Raw genomic sequence first — 16,183 nt, forward strand, 5'->3', positions numbered from 1 at the left:
AACACCGTGGAGATGGCCGCGTTTCGCTCCAGGTAGGCCTCTTCGTTGCGCTTCCATGTCCGCAGGTAGCGATAGAACGGCACCGACGGGTGCAGATGGTGCACCAGGTGATAGTTCTGCGACAACAGCAGCGGTGTGAACAACCATTCCGCGCCGACACGGTTTCGGGTGGCCCGGTAACGGTCGGTGCGCTGGGTGTCCGCCAGTCCGTGATGCGGCAGCCAGTCGAACCACCACGCCAACACGGTCAGTCCGATTCGTTGCGGAATCAGGAATACGACCGCCAACGTCCAGAAGTGACCCGTGACGACGGCGACGGCGAGGCCGGTGGCGCTGAGGGCGAACATCGTCAGCGTTTCGGCGACCTCGGTTACCGGCCGGCTGCGAGCGCGGGGCGCGTAATACCTGAGGTAGAAAGCCTCGGCCAACGCCCAGCGCAACGGCAGCGACCACACCGAGCCGTGTGAGGCGAAGGTATCGGGGTCTTCGTCGTCGTCGTTGGCGTGGCGATGGTGCTGAATGTGGATGAATCCAAACGACGGGAACGCCACCACCGGTGCGACGAAAAGCCAAGCCAGTCGCCCGAATAGCCCGTTGACCCAGCCCTGGGAGCTGATGGAGTAATGCGACGCGTCGTGGACCACGGTGAACATCACGAAGGTCACCGCGGCATTGACCGGAATGGTGACCCACAGCGGCGCCCACCCGTTGAGATAGCCGACGGTCGACGATGCGAAAGCCGTCAGTGCTCCGACGAAAATCGCCACGGTCGGCAGCGCCAGCGTGGGGACCGACTCGCCGGGATCCGGCAGCGGCTGACGCGCGAAATCTGGGGCCGTTTGCTCGGGGGCTTCGACAGACGCCATAACTGCGTCAGCGTAGTCGACACCCGTCAACTACACCACCAGCCGCGTTCCTACGAAAATTGGAGGTGACCACGGCTGGTGAGTACAGCCTTCGGTGACCGGTCGGTCGGTCGGTCACCGGCTGAGGGGTTTGGTCTTCGTTTTATGCCGCGTCGGATTTTTCGAGGGTGACGCGGTAACCGAGTGCTTCCAGTTGGCGGACGGCGTTGGCTTTGTTGTGTTCGGGTCGACGTCGGGTGTGGTAGTCGGGATCGGGGTCGCGGTAGAACTCGCCGTTGGCGAGCATGTGCCAGGCGGCTTTGACCATGGCGTGCTCGACGGCGACGACGACCTTCATCGGTCCACGGTGTGCGCTGATGCGGCGGAATTCCGCGCCGAAAAACGTGGTGTTGGTGGATCGGGCCGCGGCCAATGCGGCGATGCCGACGGCGGCTTTGAGATGTCTGTTCCCGGGTCGGGTCTTGGTTGATTTGACTCTGCCGGCGGACTCGTTGGCTCCCGCCGACAGGCCGGCCCAGGAGACGAGTTCGGCGGCGGTGGGGAACACGCTGATATCCGCTCCGGTCTCGGCGATGAACACCTCAGCGATCCTCGTCGACCAGCCCGGGATGCTGCACAGCAGCTCTCGGGCCGCGGTGAAAGGCTTCATCGCCTCCTCGATACGAGCCTCCAACCGCTCCAAAGCCTGGGTGTGCTGGTCGATCAGGTCCAGGTGCATCCGGATCATGAACCCGTGGTGCTCGGTGAACCGGCCGTTGAGCGCCTCGGTCAGATCCAGGATCCTGCGGCGTAGTTTCCGCGCATTTGGCGCGTATGGCTCGTTCCGACTGGGCCGTGGCGTTGCCGCGGGCAGGTCCCTGACCTGCCCTTAAGCCTGCCAGCGGGCGCATAGAGGCTCGCGGGTCGAAGATGGCCGAAAGATCATCGCGAAGCGCCCTTGACGCGTGAGGGATGCGCCCGTAGGCTGCGCGGCCCAGACTCCTCAGTTCCAACAGAACCCCAGGTAGACGCCTCGGTATCTACCTGATTTTCACCCACGGAATCGTCACAAGAGCCCCACATGTGCGCGTCAAGAAGGCTCATGGGTTTTGACGGTTCGTTCGATCGGCGCCAATTCGTTAGCCGTCGTCTCCCCCTTCCCCCGCCTTGGCGGGCTGGTCGGGATCCCAGGTGCTCGGCATCATCGGCATGGCAAGCCTGCCGGTGAATGCATCGCCAGCCAGCGTGGTCAACCCTGCCGCCTCGGTGGCGGCGGCCGCGTGCGTTGTCCCGGCAAAACCGAGAGTCCCTGCACCCTGCGTGGAGGTCACCACCGAGGTGCCCCGCCCGGTGCCGTGCGGCGAGGCGTCGGGCTCTAAGTCCAGTTCTGGGTCCAAGTCCATGCATTCATAACCGCGGCCAAGCTGTTTGACCTCCGCTCGACGGCGCCGGCTTGTTTGCGCCCTATCCCGGATCGACGCTGCGGCAGCCACGGTGGACGGGACTGCCGCCCTATCATGGGTTGGCTCCTGAGCCTTGGCGCGGGTGCTCATCCCAGACCCCGTGCTGGAACCACCCACCAGGTACGGGAAGGCGCCCGGCGGCGGCGGCGGTGCGGGAGCGGGAGCCGCGGTCGGAGCGGGAACCGAGACCGGAACTGCGGCCGGGGCCGTTGCTGAGCTCGCGACGGTGGGCGTTATCGGGGTGAGCCCAACGGCCAGCGGCAGTTGGGGCACGGCCGGGGCAACCGCGGGCACCGTGGATACCGCGGCCAGGCCGGCCAGCCCCGCGAAGCCGCCCACCGCGCCGAGGGGGGCGATCAGCAGGGGGAGCGCAGCCGCCAGCACCAGCGGATACTGGACGGCAAACTGGATCACTGCGAGGATTGTGTCAATGGTGCCTTGGGCAACGACGATAAAAAGAGCTGCGAAGAACTGCGTAGGAGTTTGCGCAGCCAAAATCGCCGGCAGACCATAAACAAAAATTCCTTCATACATCCCTTGCAGGTCGTTCAATATTAGCGAGAGCGGGGTTGTCCCAGGGTGCAGTGGCGCAAAGGGATTAACGGTGAGCTGTAGACCCAGCTGGTTTAATGCCGCGGATAACTGGTTCAAGAATGGGGTGAGCAGCTGGTCTAATACGCCGGCTAATGAATCGCCGGGGTTTGATGAGGGGTCGGATGCCGTTGCGGCGGATTTCACTATCCGGGGCGCCGGTGTGGTGCGCGGCGCTGAAGCCACCGCGGTCCCGGCGACGGCCTGATAGGTGCCCATCACGGTGGCGGCCTGAACCCACATCCGCACATAGTCGGCCTCGTTCAGCGCGATCGGGATCGTGTTGATGCCAAAAAAATTCGTCGCCACCAATACCGCATGACTGGCGTGGTTGGCGGCCAGCTCGGCCAGTGTCGGCATGGTCACCAACGCGGCGCTATAAGCCGCCACCGCGGTCTCATACTGGGCGGCCACGGCGGCGCTATCCGCATTCGCCTGCATAAGCCACGCCACATACGGCGCATTGGCGGCCATATACAGCTCGGCGGCCGGACCGTCCCACGCCCCGGCCTGCATCGCACCCAGCAGCGCGGTGAGTTGGTCAGCCGCCGAGGCGTATTCGGCACTCAACGACGTCCACGTCGCGGCCGCGGCCAGCAGCGGACCCGGCCCCGGCCCGCTGCTCAGCAGCGCCGAATGCACTTCCGGCGGCGCGGCCATCCAGATCGGCGTGGTCATTGTCAGCCGCCTGTGATCAGATACGACAAGGCCGCCTGGGCGTCGCCAGTGGCATAACTGCTGCCGGATTCGCCTATACCGACATCGCAGCGGCCCAGCTCTTCCATACACTGAGCGGCCACTGCGGCGTGCTCGCCGCCCTGGGCGCAAAACCCGGCGGCGGTCTGCAGTGACACCGGGTCAACGGCCGGCGGCACCGCCGACGTCATCAGTGGGGCGGCGCCGAGATGTGCGGCCGCAAGCTGGGCGGTGAGCGTTTCGAAGCCTACGCCGGTTGCGGCCAGGCCTCCGGGAACGGCTCGCAGGATCATGACAGATACTCCTTCCCAACCAGCTGCATCCGGTGCGGCCAGCCGCACTGGATGCAGCTGAACAACCGGCTTTCGTCCCCAACCGCAACGCTCTGAGCTGCTGGTTTGTGGTGCATGACGAGCGAAATCGAGAAATCCGCCCTTACTCATCGCGCTCCTAGGTCGGGCTACCGCTGGCGTCATCCTTGGAGAGATTAGGTTAGGGTAACCTAATCTATATTCCCCTAATCGGTCAATCGGACGCGTTCCGACGAAAATTGGAGGTGACCACGGCTGGTGAGTACAGCCTTCGGTGACCGGTGGGGCGGTCGGTCACCGGCTGAGTCCTGATGACCGCTCGGGCTACTCCCAGATTGTGAACGGCTCAGTCGCACCGTTGAACTCGCGCATCGTGCCGTCCGTCGCGCGGGCGTTACCGTCGTAGCGCAGCCGGTAACGACCCGGCGGCGTATCCGCCGGCACCGTCCAGGTCATGGTGATGACCGAGGCTCGCCGTCCCGCGCGGCGCCACCGGAAGATGGTCGACCAGTCGCCGTCGTCCGCGACGGTGAGCCAGCCGTCGTCGATTTCGCGTTCCACCCGCAGGTAACTGTCGCCGCGGCGTAGGTCGTTGTTGGGGTACGCCCCCACGAATTCCGCCTGCACTGTCGCGCCGGTGTGGTAGCCATCGTCGGGTGCCCGCACGACATCGCCGAACCGGTGTCCCGCGACCGGCTTGTCGACTGCGGGGCGTCGCCGTGTTCGTCGCCGGCCGGACAGGTCGACGGGTTCAGTGCCCGCGGACACCGGGCGGCCGTCGCGCATCGCGGTGGCGAGCTCGGCGGCGACCTGCTGCAGCGCCGGCAGCTCCCAACGGCCGAACATCGTGCTGCCGCCCTCGTAGCGCTGCTCGTCGTATTCCTCCGGGGTGGTGACGTAGTGCAGGTAGCCGTTGCTGTAGCCCGCGACGAGCACATCACCCAGCGCGGCGCCGACGATGCCCGCCACAGTGCGGCGCAGCCGCAGCCCAGCCACGATGGTCACTTCGGCGGGAATACCGATCAGATACAGCTGGCCGATCCGCAGCAATTGAACCGGAGCGCGTTCGGCTATCAGGGGTACCAGCTTGTTCAGCCGGCTACCCCCGACCACAAAGCCTTTGGGAGCGTGGGCATCTCGCAGCCGCGGCGACAGGCGGTAGACGACGTGGCGGATCATGCCGTCGACGACGGGGTTGCGGCCCTGCTTGAAAAGCGGGTATAGCGGGCCGGGGCCTTCATCGGTTCCGGCCAGTGCGGCCGCACCGGCCAGCGCCGGACCGGTGCGGTGTTCGCGGCCGTCGCCGGTGAAGTGTGGCGCAACAGTGCAGTCGGACAGGTCGACGTAGCTGGTGCGGGTGTCGAGGCCACCCGTGAGCTCGGTCCCCGGCGCGGTCGCGAGTTTCACTGCGGCAGCGGCTTGGCGGCCGCCGATGATCCGAGTGTTCTGGAATTCGTCTTCGGTGGGCCCGCTGCCCGGTCGGCGGTTGAGATTCGGCGACATGTCACCGGTGTTGGTCTGGGCGAAGGCCGCCACGAAATCCATTGGCCCAGTGGCGAGGTAGTCGACGTGCGCGTCGAGCCGTTCCCAGTGGTAGGCCGCGTAGCCCTTGTTGTCACCGCTGATCAGGGTGTTGCGGTTGGTCATGCTGGTGCCGTGGGTGGCGAACCAGTTCACGACGCCGACGAGTCGGCCCGCACGTTCGATGCGCAAAAGGGTTGTCTGCGGGTCGATTTCGTGCGGGAAGTGAGCACGGTCGGCGGCGGGATTGCGCGCGAACGCCGACGGCGACCGGTTGATGCTCGCGTCGTGCAACTCCGCGTTGGCGACGCTGAGGTGAGCCGGCGCGAGGTCGGCGTGCGCGTGCGCGACGGCCTCGACGATGCCGTCGACGATGGCCCCGAAGGTCTGCGGCCGAAAGCCGCGGGTGTTGGATTTGTAGAGCAGGTGCTCGGAGTAACCGCCCGGGCCGCAGTGCGTGTGCGTTGCGGTGAGCATGACGTTGTCGAGCGTGTACAGCTCGCCGTAGGTCGCGGCCAGTCGCCGCAGCACTTCGCGGTGAACGCTTTCCAGCAGCAGCGGCAGCTCGCAGACCACCAGCAGTAACCGCCTCTGGCCGGCGGCGATCACGAAAGCCCTTGCGCGCAGTCGGTTGTGCAGCCCGGTGGTCTGTTGCGAGGCCACCCCGTAGCCAAGCATCCCGCATTCGGCGGGCTCGCCGGTGATGTCAGCGATGCCGCGCCCGACCTGGTACTCGCTCGTAATTGTTCAGTCTCCCAGGACGCGGGTCAGGTACTCGTTGCCGAAAACCCGCCCGGGATCGAGCTTGTCGCGCAGCGCGACGAACTCGTCGAAATGTGGATACGCGGGGCGCAGGTCGCCGGCGCAGCGGTTGTGCATCTTGCCCCAGTGCGGTCGGCCGTCCACCGCCCGGGCGATCGCTTCCACCGCATCGAAGTACGTGCGGTGGTCGCGGCGGTGGTATTGGTGCACGGCTATGTAGGCGCTGTCGCGCTCGTTGGCGGTCGACAGCCAGATGTCGTCGGCCGCGGCGAAGCGCACCTCGACCGGGAACCCGACAAGTTCGCCGCTGCGCCGCAGATACGCCTCGACCTCGGCCAGCACGTGGCGAACGGCCGTCCGCGGCACCGCGTACTCCATCTCCCGGAATCGGACCGAGCGCACCGAGGCGAACACCCGATACGAGCGGTCGACGTAGTCGCGCGCGGACAGCGCGTACACGGACATCGCGTTGGCGCGGGGGATCAGGTGAGGCCAACGCGTCGTCACACGCTGGATGCCCTCGAAGACCTTGTTCGGCAGCAGCTCGTCCTCGACGTAATGCCTCAACCTGCCCACTGGGCGAAGCGGGGTGCCCGAGGGCACGCGGTTGTTGCGTTTGGTCAGCACCCGATGGGTGTGCGGAAACCAGTAGAACTCGAAGTGGTCGTTGTCGTCGATGTTCGCGTCGAGGTCGGCCAGCACCGCGTCGAGTGGTTCCGGCGCCTCGGCGGCCGACAGGGCGTAGGCCGGTTCGCATTGCAGCGTGACCGCGGTGATCACGCCGAGCGCGCCCAGACCGACCCGCGCCGCGGCGAACACCTCCGCGTTCTGCTCGGCGGTGCAGTGCAACAGCGAACCATCGGCCAGGACGAGATCGAGTGCGCGCAACTGCGTGGCGATCCCGCCCATTCGCGCACCTGTCCCATGCGTGCCCGTCGACACCGCACCCGAAATGGTCTGCACGTCAACGTCACCGAGGTTCGTCATGGCCATACCCAGCTGCCACAGCGCCTCGTTGAGTGCGAGCAGCCGGGTACCGGCGCGAACCGTGACCAGCCCGCTGTCGGTGTCGGCGTCCACGATGCCGGTGAGCCGGTCCAGCCGCAGCTGGACGCCGTCGGTCTGCCCGATCGAGGTGAACGAGTGGCTGGCGCCGATAGGCTTGACTCGCAGCCCACGTCCGGTCGCGCTGGCCACCGCATCCTGTAGCTCGGCGAGGCTGCCCGGCGACTCGACGCCGGCGAGCTGCGCGGTGCTGGTGCCCGCCCAGTTCGTCCACGTCGTCATGCATACCACTATCAGTTGGACGCCTGTCCAAGTCAAGCGTTGACTTGGACAGGCGTCCAGATGTTGTATGGACTGCGTGCGATCCCGACTCCCGCAGGCGCAGCGTCGTACCCAGTTGGTCTCGGCCGCGCTCGACGTCGCCATCGCGGAAGGGATCGCGGCCACCACGATCCGGCGGGTCGCCAAGCGCGCCGGGGTCGCCCTCGGAGTCGTGCACTACTGCTTCGCGGACAAGGACGACCTGTTCGTCGCGCTGGCCGATCAGATTGTGACCGACCTGCTTGCCGCCGCGTCGGATGCACCGGGATTCGACGACGCCGAAGACCTCGCTGTTGCTTTGCGGTGCGCCGTGGACGGGCTATGGGATGGCATTGAAGCCACCCGTGCTGCCCAACTGCTGACCTACGAGATCACCGCACATGCGTTGCGCAATCCCGCCCTGCATCGCGTCGCGGAACAGCAGTACGCGGTGTCCCGCGCTGCGGTCTGCGCGCTGCTGTCGTCAGCGGCGACGAGTACCCGCTCGGCCTGGCTGCGCCCGGTCGACGAACTGGCCGACGAGGTGCTTGCGATGCTCGACGGAATCATCCTGCGCTGGCTGGTGGACGGCGACGGGGCGGCCGCGCGGGCACGGCTCGCCAGGTTCGTCGACTACTTGCGGATTTACGCCAAGACCACCCGCCGCCGGCGGAAGGCATCCGTGTGACCGATGTGAACGCGCTGACCCGCGCGACCGCTGCGCTGGACCCGCCACTGGCCGCCCTCGACCTGCGCGCGTTCCGCGCGAACGCCGCGGATCTGGTGCGCCGGGCAGGAGGCAAGCCCGTGCGGGTGGCCAGCAAATCGGTGCGCTGCCGCTGGGCGCTCGAGCAGGCGCTCGCGACACCCGGCTTCGCCGGGGTGATGGCGTACTCGGTGCGTGAGGCGATCTGGCTGGCGAAAAGCGGCGTGACCGATGTGCTCCTTGGCTACCCGAGCACCGAGGGCACCGCGCTGGCCGAACTCGCCGCCGACGAGGCGCTGCACGACGCGATCACGCTGATGGTCGATGACCCGGCACAGCTCGCGGTCATTCGCGCCGCCGGGGGGCGGGCGCCGCTGCGGGTCTGCCTCGACGTCGACGCCTCGCTCCGTATCGGACCGCTGCACCTCGGTGTGCGACGCTCGCCGATTCGCACTCCGGCGGCTGCCGCGGTGCTCGCGGAAACGGTTCTCGCAGAGGGGTTCCAGGTCGTCGGCGTGATGTTTTACGAAGCGCAGATCGCCGGACTGCAGGACACTTCGGCGGCCGTGCGGCTGATGAAGAAAGCGTCCGCGGCCGACCTGTCGCGGCGGCGCTCAGCCGTCGTGCAGGCGGTGCGGAACGTCCTACCCAACCCCGCCGCAATGGAGATCGTCAATTCCGGCGGCACCGGCAGCCTCGAGATCAGTTCGGCCGACCCATGTGTGACCGAGGTGGCCGCGGGGTCGGGGCTGTACATGTCGGGCATCTTCGACCGCTACGACGCGTTCGAGTCACGGCCGTCGCTGTACTTCGCACTGCCGGTCGTCCGCAAGCCGGCCCGCAAGATCGCGACCCTGTTCGGCGGCGGCTACATCGCCTCTGGTCCGGCAGGGAGGTCGCGACTGCCCAAGCTGGCGACACCCGGCCTGACGCTGATCGGCACCGAGGGCGCGGGTGAGGTGCAAACGCCCGTCACCGGACCATCCGAATTGCACATCGGCGACCGGGTCTGGCTTCGCCACGCGAAAGCCGGTGAGTTGTTGGAACGCTTCGACACCGTGCACGTCGTCGACGGAGACCGAATCGTCGATTCGGTGCCGTCCTACCGCGGTGAGGGCCGGAACTTCGGCTGATGCGCTCTACTGCACGAGGCCTGCCGCGGACTGCAGGTGCTTGATGGCGTCAGCGACGATCGCGTCGATCAGGTCCGCGCACGACGGCAGGTCGTCGACAATGCCGGCCACCTGACCGGATGCCAAGACCCCGGCGTCGGTATTACCTTCGACCAGGCCGGCTTTCAGCAGCATCGGGGTATTCGCCGCCATCACCACCTGCGACCAGCTGAGCTCCTTGCCGTGGCGCATGGCCAGGCCGTCGCGGATCATCGACCGCCAGGTCATGCCCGACATCTTCTTGAACTTCGCGGCATTGCGCACAGCAGCGGTGAAACCCCTTGCTCGCGAGCCGCTCTCCAGTTTTTCAACCAGTCCCGTGCGCAGCACCCGATGCGGCATGCCGTCGACGCGGGTGGTGACCACCGTGCCGTCCAGCGCGGCCTCGAGGTAGCGCGTTTTGACGGCGTCGGGCACGGTCGAATCGGAGGTGAGCAGAAACCGGGTCCCCATCGCCACGCCCGCGGCGCCGTAACTCAACGCGGCCGCCAGGCCACGCCCGTCGAAGAATCCGCCCGCCGCGATCACCGGAATCCCGGAGCCCTGAACGGCGTCGAGCACCGACGGCAGCAGCAGCGTGGTCGGCACCGGCCCGGTGTGCCCGCCGCCCTCACCGCCCTGCACGATCACCGCGTCGGCACCCCACGACGCCACCTTGCGGGCATGCTTAGCCGCACCGACCGACGGAATCACCACCGTGCCGGCGTCTTTCAAACGAGCAATCAGCTCCGGCTTGGGCGCCAGCGCGAACGACGCCACCTTGACGCCTTCGCGGATCATCAGCTCCACCCGGTCGCCGGCGTCGGCAGCGTCGGCGCGGATATTGACGCCGAACGGCCTGTCGGTGGCGGCCTTGACCTTGCCGATCGCCACCGCCAACTCGTCCACAGTCATGGTGGCCGACGCCAAAATTCCCAGCCCGCCGGCGTTGGCGGTGGCCGACACCAGTCGCGCTCCGGCCACCCAGCCCATCCCGGTCTGTACCACCGGATGCTCGACGCCGACCAACTCGGTCAGCGGGGTGCTGATTCGTGATGTGGACGTCATGACCGAACCTCGTTGTCGCGCAACGGCAGCGGGTCGATCACCTCGCGGATCAGCCGCAGCTCGTCGACACCGGGCGGCCCCGTCTCCTCGGCATCGGAGAGCCCGTGCACCTCGAACGAGGTCGCATCCTGGACATCGGAGGCGGAAACCCCCGGGTGCAGGCTCACCGCCCGCATGGTGTGTCCGGGCCCACCGAAGTCGAACACGCCCAGGTTGCTCACCACCCGGTAGACGTTGACGAACCGGAACGCCGGGTTGTCCGGGTCGATCTTGTCGTAGCCGATGCCGCAGACCACGTCGACGGCGTCGCAGAACACCCGCGGCGAATGGTTGCCGACCCAGTAACTGGTGGCGTGGTTGACGGTGTTGCCCGGCGCACCGCGCACCCCGAACATCTGACGGGTCGGCTGCTGCAGCGGACCCAACGCCGACAGGTTCTGGTTGCCGTAGCGGTCAATCTGGTTGGCGCCCATCACCACATGTCGTCGCCCCCACGCCAGCGTCTCGAACACCCGCCCGAACGGCATCCAGCCCTCGACCAAACCGGACGCGCTCAGCGCCGGCGTGTCCGCCAGCAGCTGGGCCTCGCCGTCGGTGAGCAGGATGTCCGGAGCAAACGTCAACCGGGCGAGCCGCGCGCCGATCGACGCCACGGTCGTCATCGGGCTGACCATGATCTCGCCGGCCCCGCGGAACAACTCCGCACACGCCATCACGCAGATTTCGGCTCGGCTGATCACGCGGACTCTCCAAACTTGCGCACCGCCGCCTGGTAGTCGGCTTCGCTGCCGGACAGATACGCCTCGACGAACACCCGCCAGCCCTCCGGCGTGGCCGCGGCCTGCGCGTAGTGCCGCTGGAATGTCTCGTCGCGCCCGTAATCGGTTGCGGCGGTGGTGAAGTGAGCGCCCAAAGGCGCTTCCACCACCGCGTCGACCATCATCCGGTTCACCAGCAGCGCCTGCGGCGGCACCGCCTTGACAAGCTCGTCGGTGGACACCACCCGCTCCACCGACAGGTAACGGCTCTCGGCGGCCATCAGGAACAGGTCGTCAAAATACGGGTCGATGCCGGTGTAGGCGGCATTGCCGCGGGCGTCACCGAGATTCAGATGCACGAACGCGGCATCCAGACGCAGCGCCGGCATCGCGATCAGCGTCTCGCACCGGCCGTCGGGCAAAGGATACGGCGAGGTGATCGTGCGCAACTCGCCCTCGAAGAAGTCCGGCACCGAGCTGCCCAGCCCGGCGCGGATCGGCAGGAACGGCAGCCGCTGCGCCGCCGCCTGCAACCCGCAACGCAGCATGCCCTCGTCCATCTCCCGCGCCTCGATCACGCCATGCGTGCGGGCGTGCGCGAACCACGGGTCGTAGAACGGCGGCGAATCCAGCGACACGAAACCGTAGTAGACGCGTCGCACCTTGCCCGCCGAGCACAGCAGCCCGAGATCCGGCCCGCCGTAGGTGACGACGGTCAGATCCGTGACGTCGGTGCGCAGGATCGCCCGCACGAACGCCATCGGCTTGCGCCGCGACCCCCAGCCGCCGATCCCGATTGTCATGCCGCTGCGCAACGAGGCGACGGCGTCGTCGAGGGTGGTCACCTTGCTGGTCATGACTTCGTCACAAAGGCGTCGCGGTGCTCGTCGGCAACCCCGGCGAGATTCAACTCAAACGTAAACCCTTGCTCCATACGGTAACTGGCGTTCACTCGTTGCACGTCGATGAAGTTCAGCGCCTCCTTGGCGGCGCGGATGACCCGGGCGTCCTTGGCGGCGATGTCGCGGGCCACCCGTAACGCGGCCTCGTCCAACTGCTCGGAAGGCACCACCTCGTGCACCGACCCGAAGTGGTGCAGCGTGGCGGCGTCCACGGTCGCCGCCGTGAAGAACAGTCGTCGCATCATGTGCTGCGGCACCAGCCGGGACAGATGCGTGGCTGCGCCCAGCGCGCCGCGCTCCACCTCCGGCAGGCCGAATGTGGCGTCGTCGGCGGCCACGATCACGTCGGCGTTGCCCACCAGCCCGATACCGCCGCCCAGGCAAAAACCATGCACCGCGGCGATCACCGGCACCGCGCACTCGTAGACCGCGCGAAATGCCGCGAAGCAGCCCCGGTTGGCGTCGATCAGCGCGGTGTGGCCCTGGCCGGCGGCCCGGGTGCGCTGCATCTCCTTGATGTCCACCCCGGCGTTGAACCCGCGGCCTTCGGCCCGCAGGATCACCACGTGGGTGGCGGGATCGCGGCCCGCGGCCGTCACAGCGTCGGCCAGCTCGAACCAGCCGGCTGACGGGATGGCATTGACCGGCGGAAAGTCAACGGTGACCGCGACGATGCCGGGTGCGACGGTGCGGGAATCGATGGGCATGGCACTCCTGGCTCGATGTACCTGAGCAAGCACTTGCTTGGTACGCTAGCACAGTGACTCACGCCGACGGAGCCTCCGCGATCAACCTAGGCCTGGCCGGGCGGGTGGTGCTGGTGACCGGCGGTGTGCGCGGGGTGGGCGCGGGGATCAGCTCGGTGTTCGCCGGCCAGGGCGCGACGGTGGTGACCTGCGCGCGACGCGCCGCCGAGGGTGTGGCGTACGAGTTCCACTGCTGCGACGTCCGCGACGACGATGCGGTCGCCCGGCTGGTCGACGCCATCGTCGAGCGGCATGGGCGCCTCGACGTGGTGGTCAACAACGCGGGCGGGTCGCCCTATGCGCTCGCCGCCGAGGCAACGCCCAACTTCGCGCGCAAGATCGTCGAACTCAACCTGATAGCCGGCCTGCTTGTGTCGCAGCGTGCCAACGCGGTGATGCAGCAGCAAAACGGCGGGTCGATCGTCAACATCTCCAGCGTCAGCGGGCGTCGTCCGTCGCCGGGCACCGCGGCCTACGGAGCGGCCAAGGCCGGCCTGGAAAACCTCACCCAGACACTGGCAGTCGAGTGGGCGCCGAAGGTACGGGTGAACGCGCTGGCCGTCGGACTCGTCGAGACCGAGCAGTCGGCGCTGTTCTACGGTGACGCCGAGTCGATGGCCCGGATTGCCGCCACCGTGCCGTTGGGCCGGCTGGCCAAACCGACTGAAATCGGCTGGGCCGCAGCGTTTCTGGCCTCGGACGCGGCGTCGTATGTCAGCGGTGCCACGTTGGAGGTACACGGCGGGGGTGAGCCGCCGCCGTATCTGGCTGCCACGAGTGCCAACAGGTAAAGGAGCAACGGGTATGGGTTTGGTCGACGGCCGGGCGGTCATCGTCACCGGGGCGGGCCGCGGCATCGGGCGCGCGCACGCCTTGGCGTTCGCCGCCGAGGGTGCGCGGGTCGTGGTCAACGACGTCGGGGTCGGCCTCGACGGGTCCCCGGGCGACAGCCCCGCGCATGAGGTCGTGGAGCAGATCCGGGCCGCCGGTGGCGACGCCGTCGTCAACGGTGACGACGTCGCCGACTGGGCGGGGGCGCGCAACCTGATCCAGACAGCCCTCGACAGCTTCGGTCGCCTGGACGTGCTGGTGAACAACGCCGGCATCGTGCGTGACCGGATGATCGCCAACACCAGCGAGCAGGAGTTCGACGCCGTCATCGCCGTGCACCTCAAGGGCCACTTCGCCACGATGCGCCACGCCGCGTCGTATTGGCGCGGGTTGTCCAAAGAGGGCAAACTCGTCGATGCCCGGATCGTCAACACCAGTTCCGGCGCAGGCCTGCAAGGCAGCGTCGGGCAGGGCAACTACAGCGCCGCCAAGGCGGGCATCGCGGCGCTGACCCTGGTTGCCGCCGCCGAGATGGGCCGCTACGGCGTCACGGTGAACGCGATCGCGCCGGCCGCCCGCACCCGGATGACCGAGAGCGTCTTCGCGGAGATGATGGCGAAACCCGGCGAAGGATTCGACGCGATGGCGCCGGAGAACGTCTCGCCGCTGGTGGTGTGGCTGGGCAGCGGCGACTCACAAGACGTCACCGGCAGGGTGTTCGAGGTCGAGGGCGGTGTGATCCGGGTGGCCGAGGGCTGGGCGCACGGCCCCCAGGTCGACAAGGGCGCACAGTGGGATCCCGCCGAGCTCGGGCCAGTGGTTGCCGAACTGCTGGCGAAGGCGCGTCCGCCGGCCCCGGTGTACGGGGCGTAGTCGGCCTGCGCCGAACGTGAAACTGTTGCGAGATTTCGCGTGATTTTTCGCAACAGCTTCACGTTCGGCGCCAGCAGGGTCGGCGCCAGCAGGGTCGGCGCCAGCAGGGTCGGCGCCAGCAGGGTCGCGGCAGCAGGGTCGCGGCAGCAGGGTCACAGCGCCGCGAGGGCGCCGGTCACGGCGTTGACGATGTCGTCGATCACGGCGATCGGGAAGTGGACTGTCGCCGCGCCGACGTCGCCGACGGCGCCCCCAACCGCGGTCAGGATCGTCGTCAAATCCCCGGTGAGCAATGACTCCCCGACGGTGTACGCCGCCATTTGCGGCGCCGTGATCAGGTCACGCACGTCGACGAACAGGTCGGTCGGCAACCCCGGATCCTGGGGGACGGGGGCCCCGTTCCAGCTGACCAGTGTCCAGCCGTCGGCGGGATCGCCACGGACTTCGACAATGCCGGTGTAGGGCAGCAGTTGGCCGGTGGTGAACAGCTCGGTGGCGACCAGCGGGAAGTCCGGATTGTTGACGTTCATCAGCGTCCAGATCGTGATCGCCCCTTCGTGGGAGAACACCGCGTCGGTGACGGCGCCGTTACTGTTTGCGGCGCTCAGGGCGTAGAGGGTGTCGACGGCGCCGCTGAAGCGGCTCTCGAACGCCATCCCGTCGAAATCCGACGAGCCCAGCTCCGGCACGACCCACAACCCCAGCGTCCACAGCGCCGGGGCCAGCAGATACACCGCGCCCCCAGCGGGATCGGGCCCACGTTGACCGGTATGCCTTCGAAAACGCCGGCGTTGATCTCGTCGAGCCCGGGCAGGACATGCACCGGTAACCCCAGGTCGGTGGCCAACGGAGCCGCGGTCTGCTGCGCCCTGGTCATCGCCGAGGCGAAGATCTCGTCGATGCCGGCGCCCTTGAGAACGTCGGCGACGGCATTCGCCTGATCCATGCCCGTCGACGTGAGCGGGGGCCCGGGTACCAGCGTGTTGACCACGGCGGTGTCGCCCGCTTCGCCGTGCCGCACGAGGTCCAGCGTGATCAGCTCGTCGGCCCGGGCCGTCGCCGCTGCGAGGAACAGCAGGCTCGTCGACAGCAGCGCGGACGCGACACAGCCGCGCTTGCTCGGCAATCGACGCCGACGCGGGTTGGGCATCACTTCTCCATCCGCAGCGGCGAGGGCAGCACTGCCACGTCTCGATCTGGTGTGTGTGTTACGGCTCGCAGACGACGACCGGAATCTTCCGGTCGGTCCAGGACTGGTAGTCCGCGAAGGCGGGGTACATCGCCACCAGCTGCGGCCAGTAGGTGGCGCGCTCTTCCTCGGTGGCATCCCGCGCGGTCAGGCGCAGCACCTCTTTCTTAATCTGCACCGAGACGGTGGGATTGGCCGTCAGGTTCAGATACCACATCGGGTTCTTCGCGGAACCGCCCCGGGATGCGACCAGGATGACGCGCTCGCCGTCGCGCAGGTAAAGCAGCGGGCTCACCCGCGGCTCACCCGTCTTGCGGCCGGTCGTGGTCAGCAGCGCTACCGGCCGCTTGAGGAACGTCCCGCCGAGACCCTCACCGCCGCGGCGGCGGTACATGATGGTGTTGACGCGCGACATCCACTTCATGAAGAAATCGGTGAACGGCGAATTCAGAAACCGCGGTGGTG

General features: G+C 67.6%; 16 protein-coding genes and 1 pseudogene. 4 read left to right on the forward strand and 13 right to left on the reverse strand.

Going from position 1 to position 16,183, the window contains the following annotated elements; translation table 11 throughout:
- From ABDW21_RS01325 to ABDW21_RS01350, 6 genes and pseudogenes are all read right to left on the reverse strand, one after another.
- A partial coding sequence (locus ABDW21_RS01325; RefSeq protein WP_343709971.1) for a fatty acid desaturase occupies positions 1–866 on the reverse strand: 866 nt, incomplete at its 3' end.
- A gap of 142 nt (positions 867–1,008) precedes the next feature.
- Positions 1,009–1,665: pseudogene (locus ABDW21_RS01330) on the reverse strand (transposase); the annotation flags it as partial.
- Between the two features lie 319 nt (positions 1,666–1,984).
- Positions 1,985–3,577: a PPE domain-containing protein gene (locus ABDW21_RS01335; protein WP_343709972.1), complete on the reverse strand. Its 1,593-nt coding sequence runs from the start codon at positions 3,575–3,577 to the stop codon at positions 1,985–1,987.
- Between the two features lie 2 nt (positions 3,578–3,579).
- The gene (locus ABDW21_RS01340; RefSeq protein WP_343709985.1) at positions 3,580–3,888 is read right to left on the reverse strand and encodes a PE family protein; all 309 of its coding nucleotides are present in this window, start codon (positions 3,886–3,888) and stop codon (positions 3,580–3,582) included.
- Positions 3,889–4,230: 342 nt separating this feature from the next.
- The gene (locus ABDW21_RS01345; protein ID WP_343709986.1) at positions 4,231–6,171 is read right to left on the reverse strand and encodes a neutral/alkaline non-lysosomal ceramidase N-terminal domain-containing protein; all 1,941 of its coding nucleotides are present in this window, start codon (positions 6,169–6,171) and stop codon (positions 4,231–4,233) included.
- A 3-nt stretch (positions 6,172–6,174) separates the two neighbouring features.
- The gene (locus ABDW21_RS01350) at positions 6,175–7,476 is read right to left on the reverse strand and encodes a D-arabinono-1,4-lactone oxidase (protein WP_343602517.1); all 1,302 of its coding nucleotides are present in this window, start codon (positions 7,474–7,476) and stop codon (positions 6,175–6,177) included.
- 76 nt (positions 7,477–7,552) lie between these two features.
- On the opposite strand from ABDW21_RS01350, the gene ABDW21_RS01355 reads away from it, so the two are divergent.
- Complete coding sequence (locus ABDW21_RS01355; RefSeq protein WP_343709973.1) at positions 7,553–8,182, forward strand: TetR family transcriptional regulator; 630 nt, start codon at positions 7,553–7,555, stop codon at positions 8,180–8,182.
- Entirely contained in the window at positions 8,179–9,333 is a 1,155-nt protein-coding gene (locus ABDW21_RS01360; RefSeq protein ID WP_343602514.1) for an alanine racemase, read from the forward strand. Before ABDW21_RS01355 ends, ABDW21_RS01360 begins: the two co-directional genes overlap by 4 nt.
- 6 nt (positions 9,334–9,339) lie before the next feature.
- Here the strand turns inward: ABDW21_RS01360 and ipdC are convergent, their stop codons facing one another.
- The 4 genes from ipdC to echA20 are packed head-to-tail and all read right to left on the reverse strand — an operon-like array spanning position 9,340 to position 12,786.
- Positions 9,340–10,419 carry a (3aS,4S,5R,7aS)-5-hydroxy-7a-methyl-1-oxo-octahydro-1H-indene-4-carboxyl-CoA dehydrogenase gene (gene ipdC, locus ABDW21_RS01365; RefSeq protein WP_343602512.1) on the reverse strand — a complete coding sequence of 360 codons (1,080 nt, stop codon included), beginning with the start codon at positions 10,417–10,419 and terminating at the stop codon, positions 9,340–9,342.
- The gene (ipdB, locus tag ABDW21_RS01370) at positions 10,416–11,159 is read right to left on the reverse strand and encodes a cholesterol ring-cleaving hydrolase subunit IpdB (protein ID WP_343602511.1); all 744 of its coding nucleotides are present in this window, start codon (positions 11,157–11,159) and stop codon (positions 10,416–10,418) included. Before ipdB ends, ipdC begins: the two co-directional genes overlap by 4 nt.
- Positions 11,156–12,034, reverse strand: coding sequence for a cholesterol ring-cleaving hydrolase subunit IpdA (gene ipdA, locus ABDW21_RS01375; protein WP_343602510.1), 879 nt, complete (start codon positions 12,032–12,034; stop codon positions 11,156–11,158). The genes ipdB and ipdA overlap by 4 nt, the downstream gene beginning before the upstream one ends.
- Positions 12,031–12,786 (reverse strand): (7aS)-7a-methyl-1,5-dioxo-2,3,5,6,7,7a-hexahydro-1H-indene-carboxyl-CoA hydrolase, encoded by a 756-nt coding sequence (gene echA20, locus ABDW21_RS01380; RefSeq protein WP_343602509.1) that lies wholly within the window; start codon positions 12,784–12,786, stop codon positions 12,031–12,033. The genes ipdA and echA20 overlap by 4 nt, the downstream gene beginning before the upstream one ends.
- Before the next feature lie 53 nt (positions 12,787–12,839).
- Here echA20 and ABDW21_RS01385 point away from each other — a divergent pair, with 53 nt between their 5' ends.
- Together ABDW21_RS01385 and ABDW21_RS01390 are read left to right on the forward strand one after the other, a co-directional pair.
- Positions 12,840–13,616, forward strand: a complete 777-nt coding sequence (locus ABDW21_RS01385; protein ID WP_343602507.1) for an SDR family oxidoreductase — start codon at positions 12,840–12,842, stop codon at positions 13,614–13,616.
- Between the two features lie 13 nt (positions 13,617–13,629).
- Positions 13,630–14,529, forward strand: a complete 900-nt coding sequence (locus tag ABDW21_RS01390) for an SDR family oxidoreductase (protein WP_343709974.1) — start codon at positions 13,630–13,632, stop codon at positions 14,527–14,529.
- Positions 14,530–14,681: 152 nt separating this feature from the next.
- On the opposite strand, the gene ABDW21_RS01395 is transcribed toward ABDW21_RS01390, so the two are convergent.
- The 3 genes from ABDW21_RS01395 to ABDW21_RS01405 are packed head-to-tail and all read right to left on the reverse strand — an operon-like array spanning position 14,682 to position 16,142.
- Entirely contained in the window at positions 14,682–15,185 is a 504-nt protein-coding gene (locus ABDW21_RS01395; protein WP_343709975.1) for a hypothetical protein, read from the reverse strand.
- The gene (locus ABDW21_RS01400; protein ID WP_343709976.1) at positions 15,134–15,679 is read right to left on the reverse strand and encodes a histidine phosphatase family protein; all 546 of its coding nucleotides are present in this window, start codon (positions 15,677–15,679) and stop codon (positions 15,134–15,136) included. The genes ABDW21_RS01395 and ABDW21_RS01400 overlap by 52 nt, the downstream gene beginning before the upstream one ends.
- 58 nt (positions 15,680–15,737) lie before the next feature.
- Positions 15,738–16,142: a nitroreductase family deazaflavin-dependent oxidoreductase gene (locus ABDW21_RS01405; protein WP_343602520.1), complete on the reverse strand. Its 405-nt coding sequence runs from the start codon at positions 16,140–16,142 to the stop codon at positions 15,738–15,740.
- Positions 16,143–16,183 lie beyond the last annotated feature (41 nt).

It is taken from the genome of Mycobacterium sp. (assembly GCF_039583805.1).
Taxonomy (GTDB): Bacteria; Actinomycetota; Actinomycetes; order Mycobacteriales; family Mycobacteriaceae; genus Mycobacterium.

Excerpts from the sequence above, each read along its gene's own strand:
- ABDW21_RS01335 (WP_343709972.1), bottom strand. The coding sequence starts at position 3,577 with ATGACCACGCCGATCTGGATGGCCGCGCCGCCGGAAGTGCATTCGGCG.
- ABDW21_RS01340 (WP_343709985.1), bottom strand. The coding sequence starts at position 3,888 with ATGATCCTGCGAGCCGTTCCCGGAGGCCTGGCCGCAACCGGCGTAGGC.
- ABDW21_RS01350 (WP_343602517.1), bottom strand. The coding sequence starts at position 7,476 with ATGACGACGTGGACGAACTGGGCGGGCACCAGCACCGCGCAGCTCGCC.
- ipdC (WP_343602512.1), bottom strand. The coding sequence starts at position 10,419 with ATGACGTCCACATCACGAATCAGCACCCCGCTGACCGAGTTGGTCGGC.
- ipdA (WP_343602510.1), bottom strand. The coding sequence starts at position 12,034 with ATGACCAGCAAGGTGACCACCCTCGACGACGCCGTCGCCTCGTTGCGC.
- echA20 (WP_343602509.1), bottom strand. The coding sequence starts at position 12,786 with ATGCCCATCGATTCCCGCACCGTCGCACCCGGCATCGTCGCGGTCACC.
- ABDW21_RS01390 (WP_343709974.1), top strand. The coding sequence starts at position 13,630 with ATGGGTTTGGTCGACGGCCGGGCGGTCATCGTCACCGGGGCGGGCCGC.
- ABDW21_RS01395 (WP_343709975.1), bottom strand. The coding sequence starts at position 15,185 with ATGGCGTTCGAGAGCCGCTTCAGCGGCGCCGTCGACACCCTCTACGCC.
- ABDW21_RS01400 (WP_343709976.1), bottom strand. The coding sequence starts at position 15,679 with ATGCCCAACCCGCGTCGGCGTCGATTGCCGAGCAAGCGCGGCTGTGTC.
- ABDW21_RS01405 (WP_343602520.1), bottom strand. The coding sequence starts at position 16,142 with ATGAAGTGGATGTCGCGCGTCAACACCATCATGTACCGCCGCCGCGGC.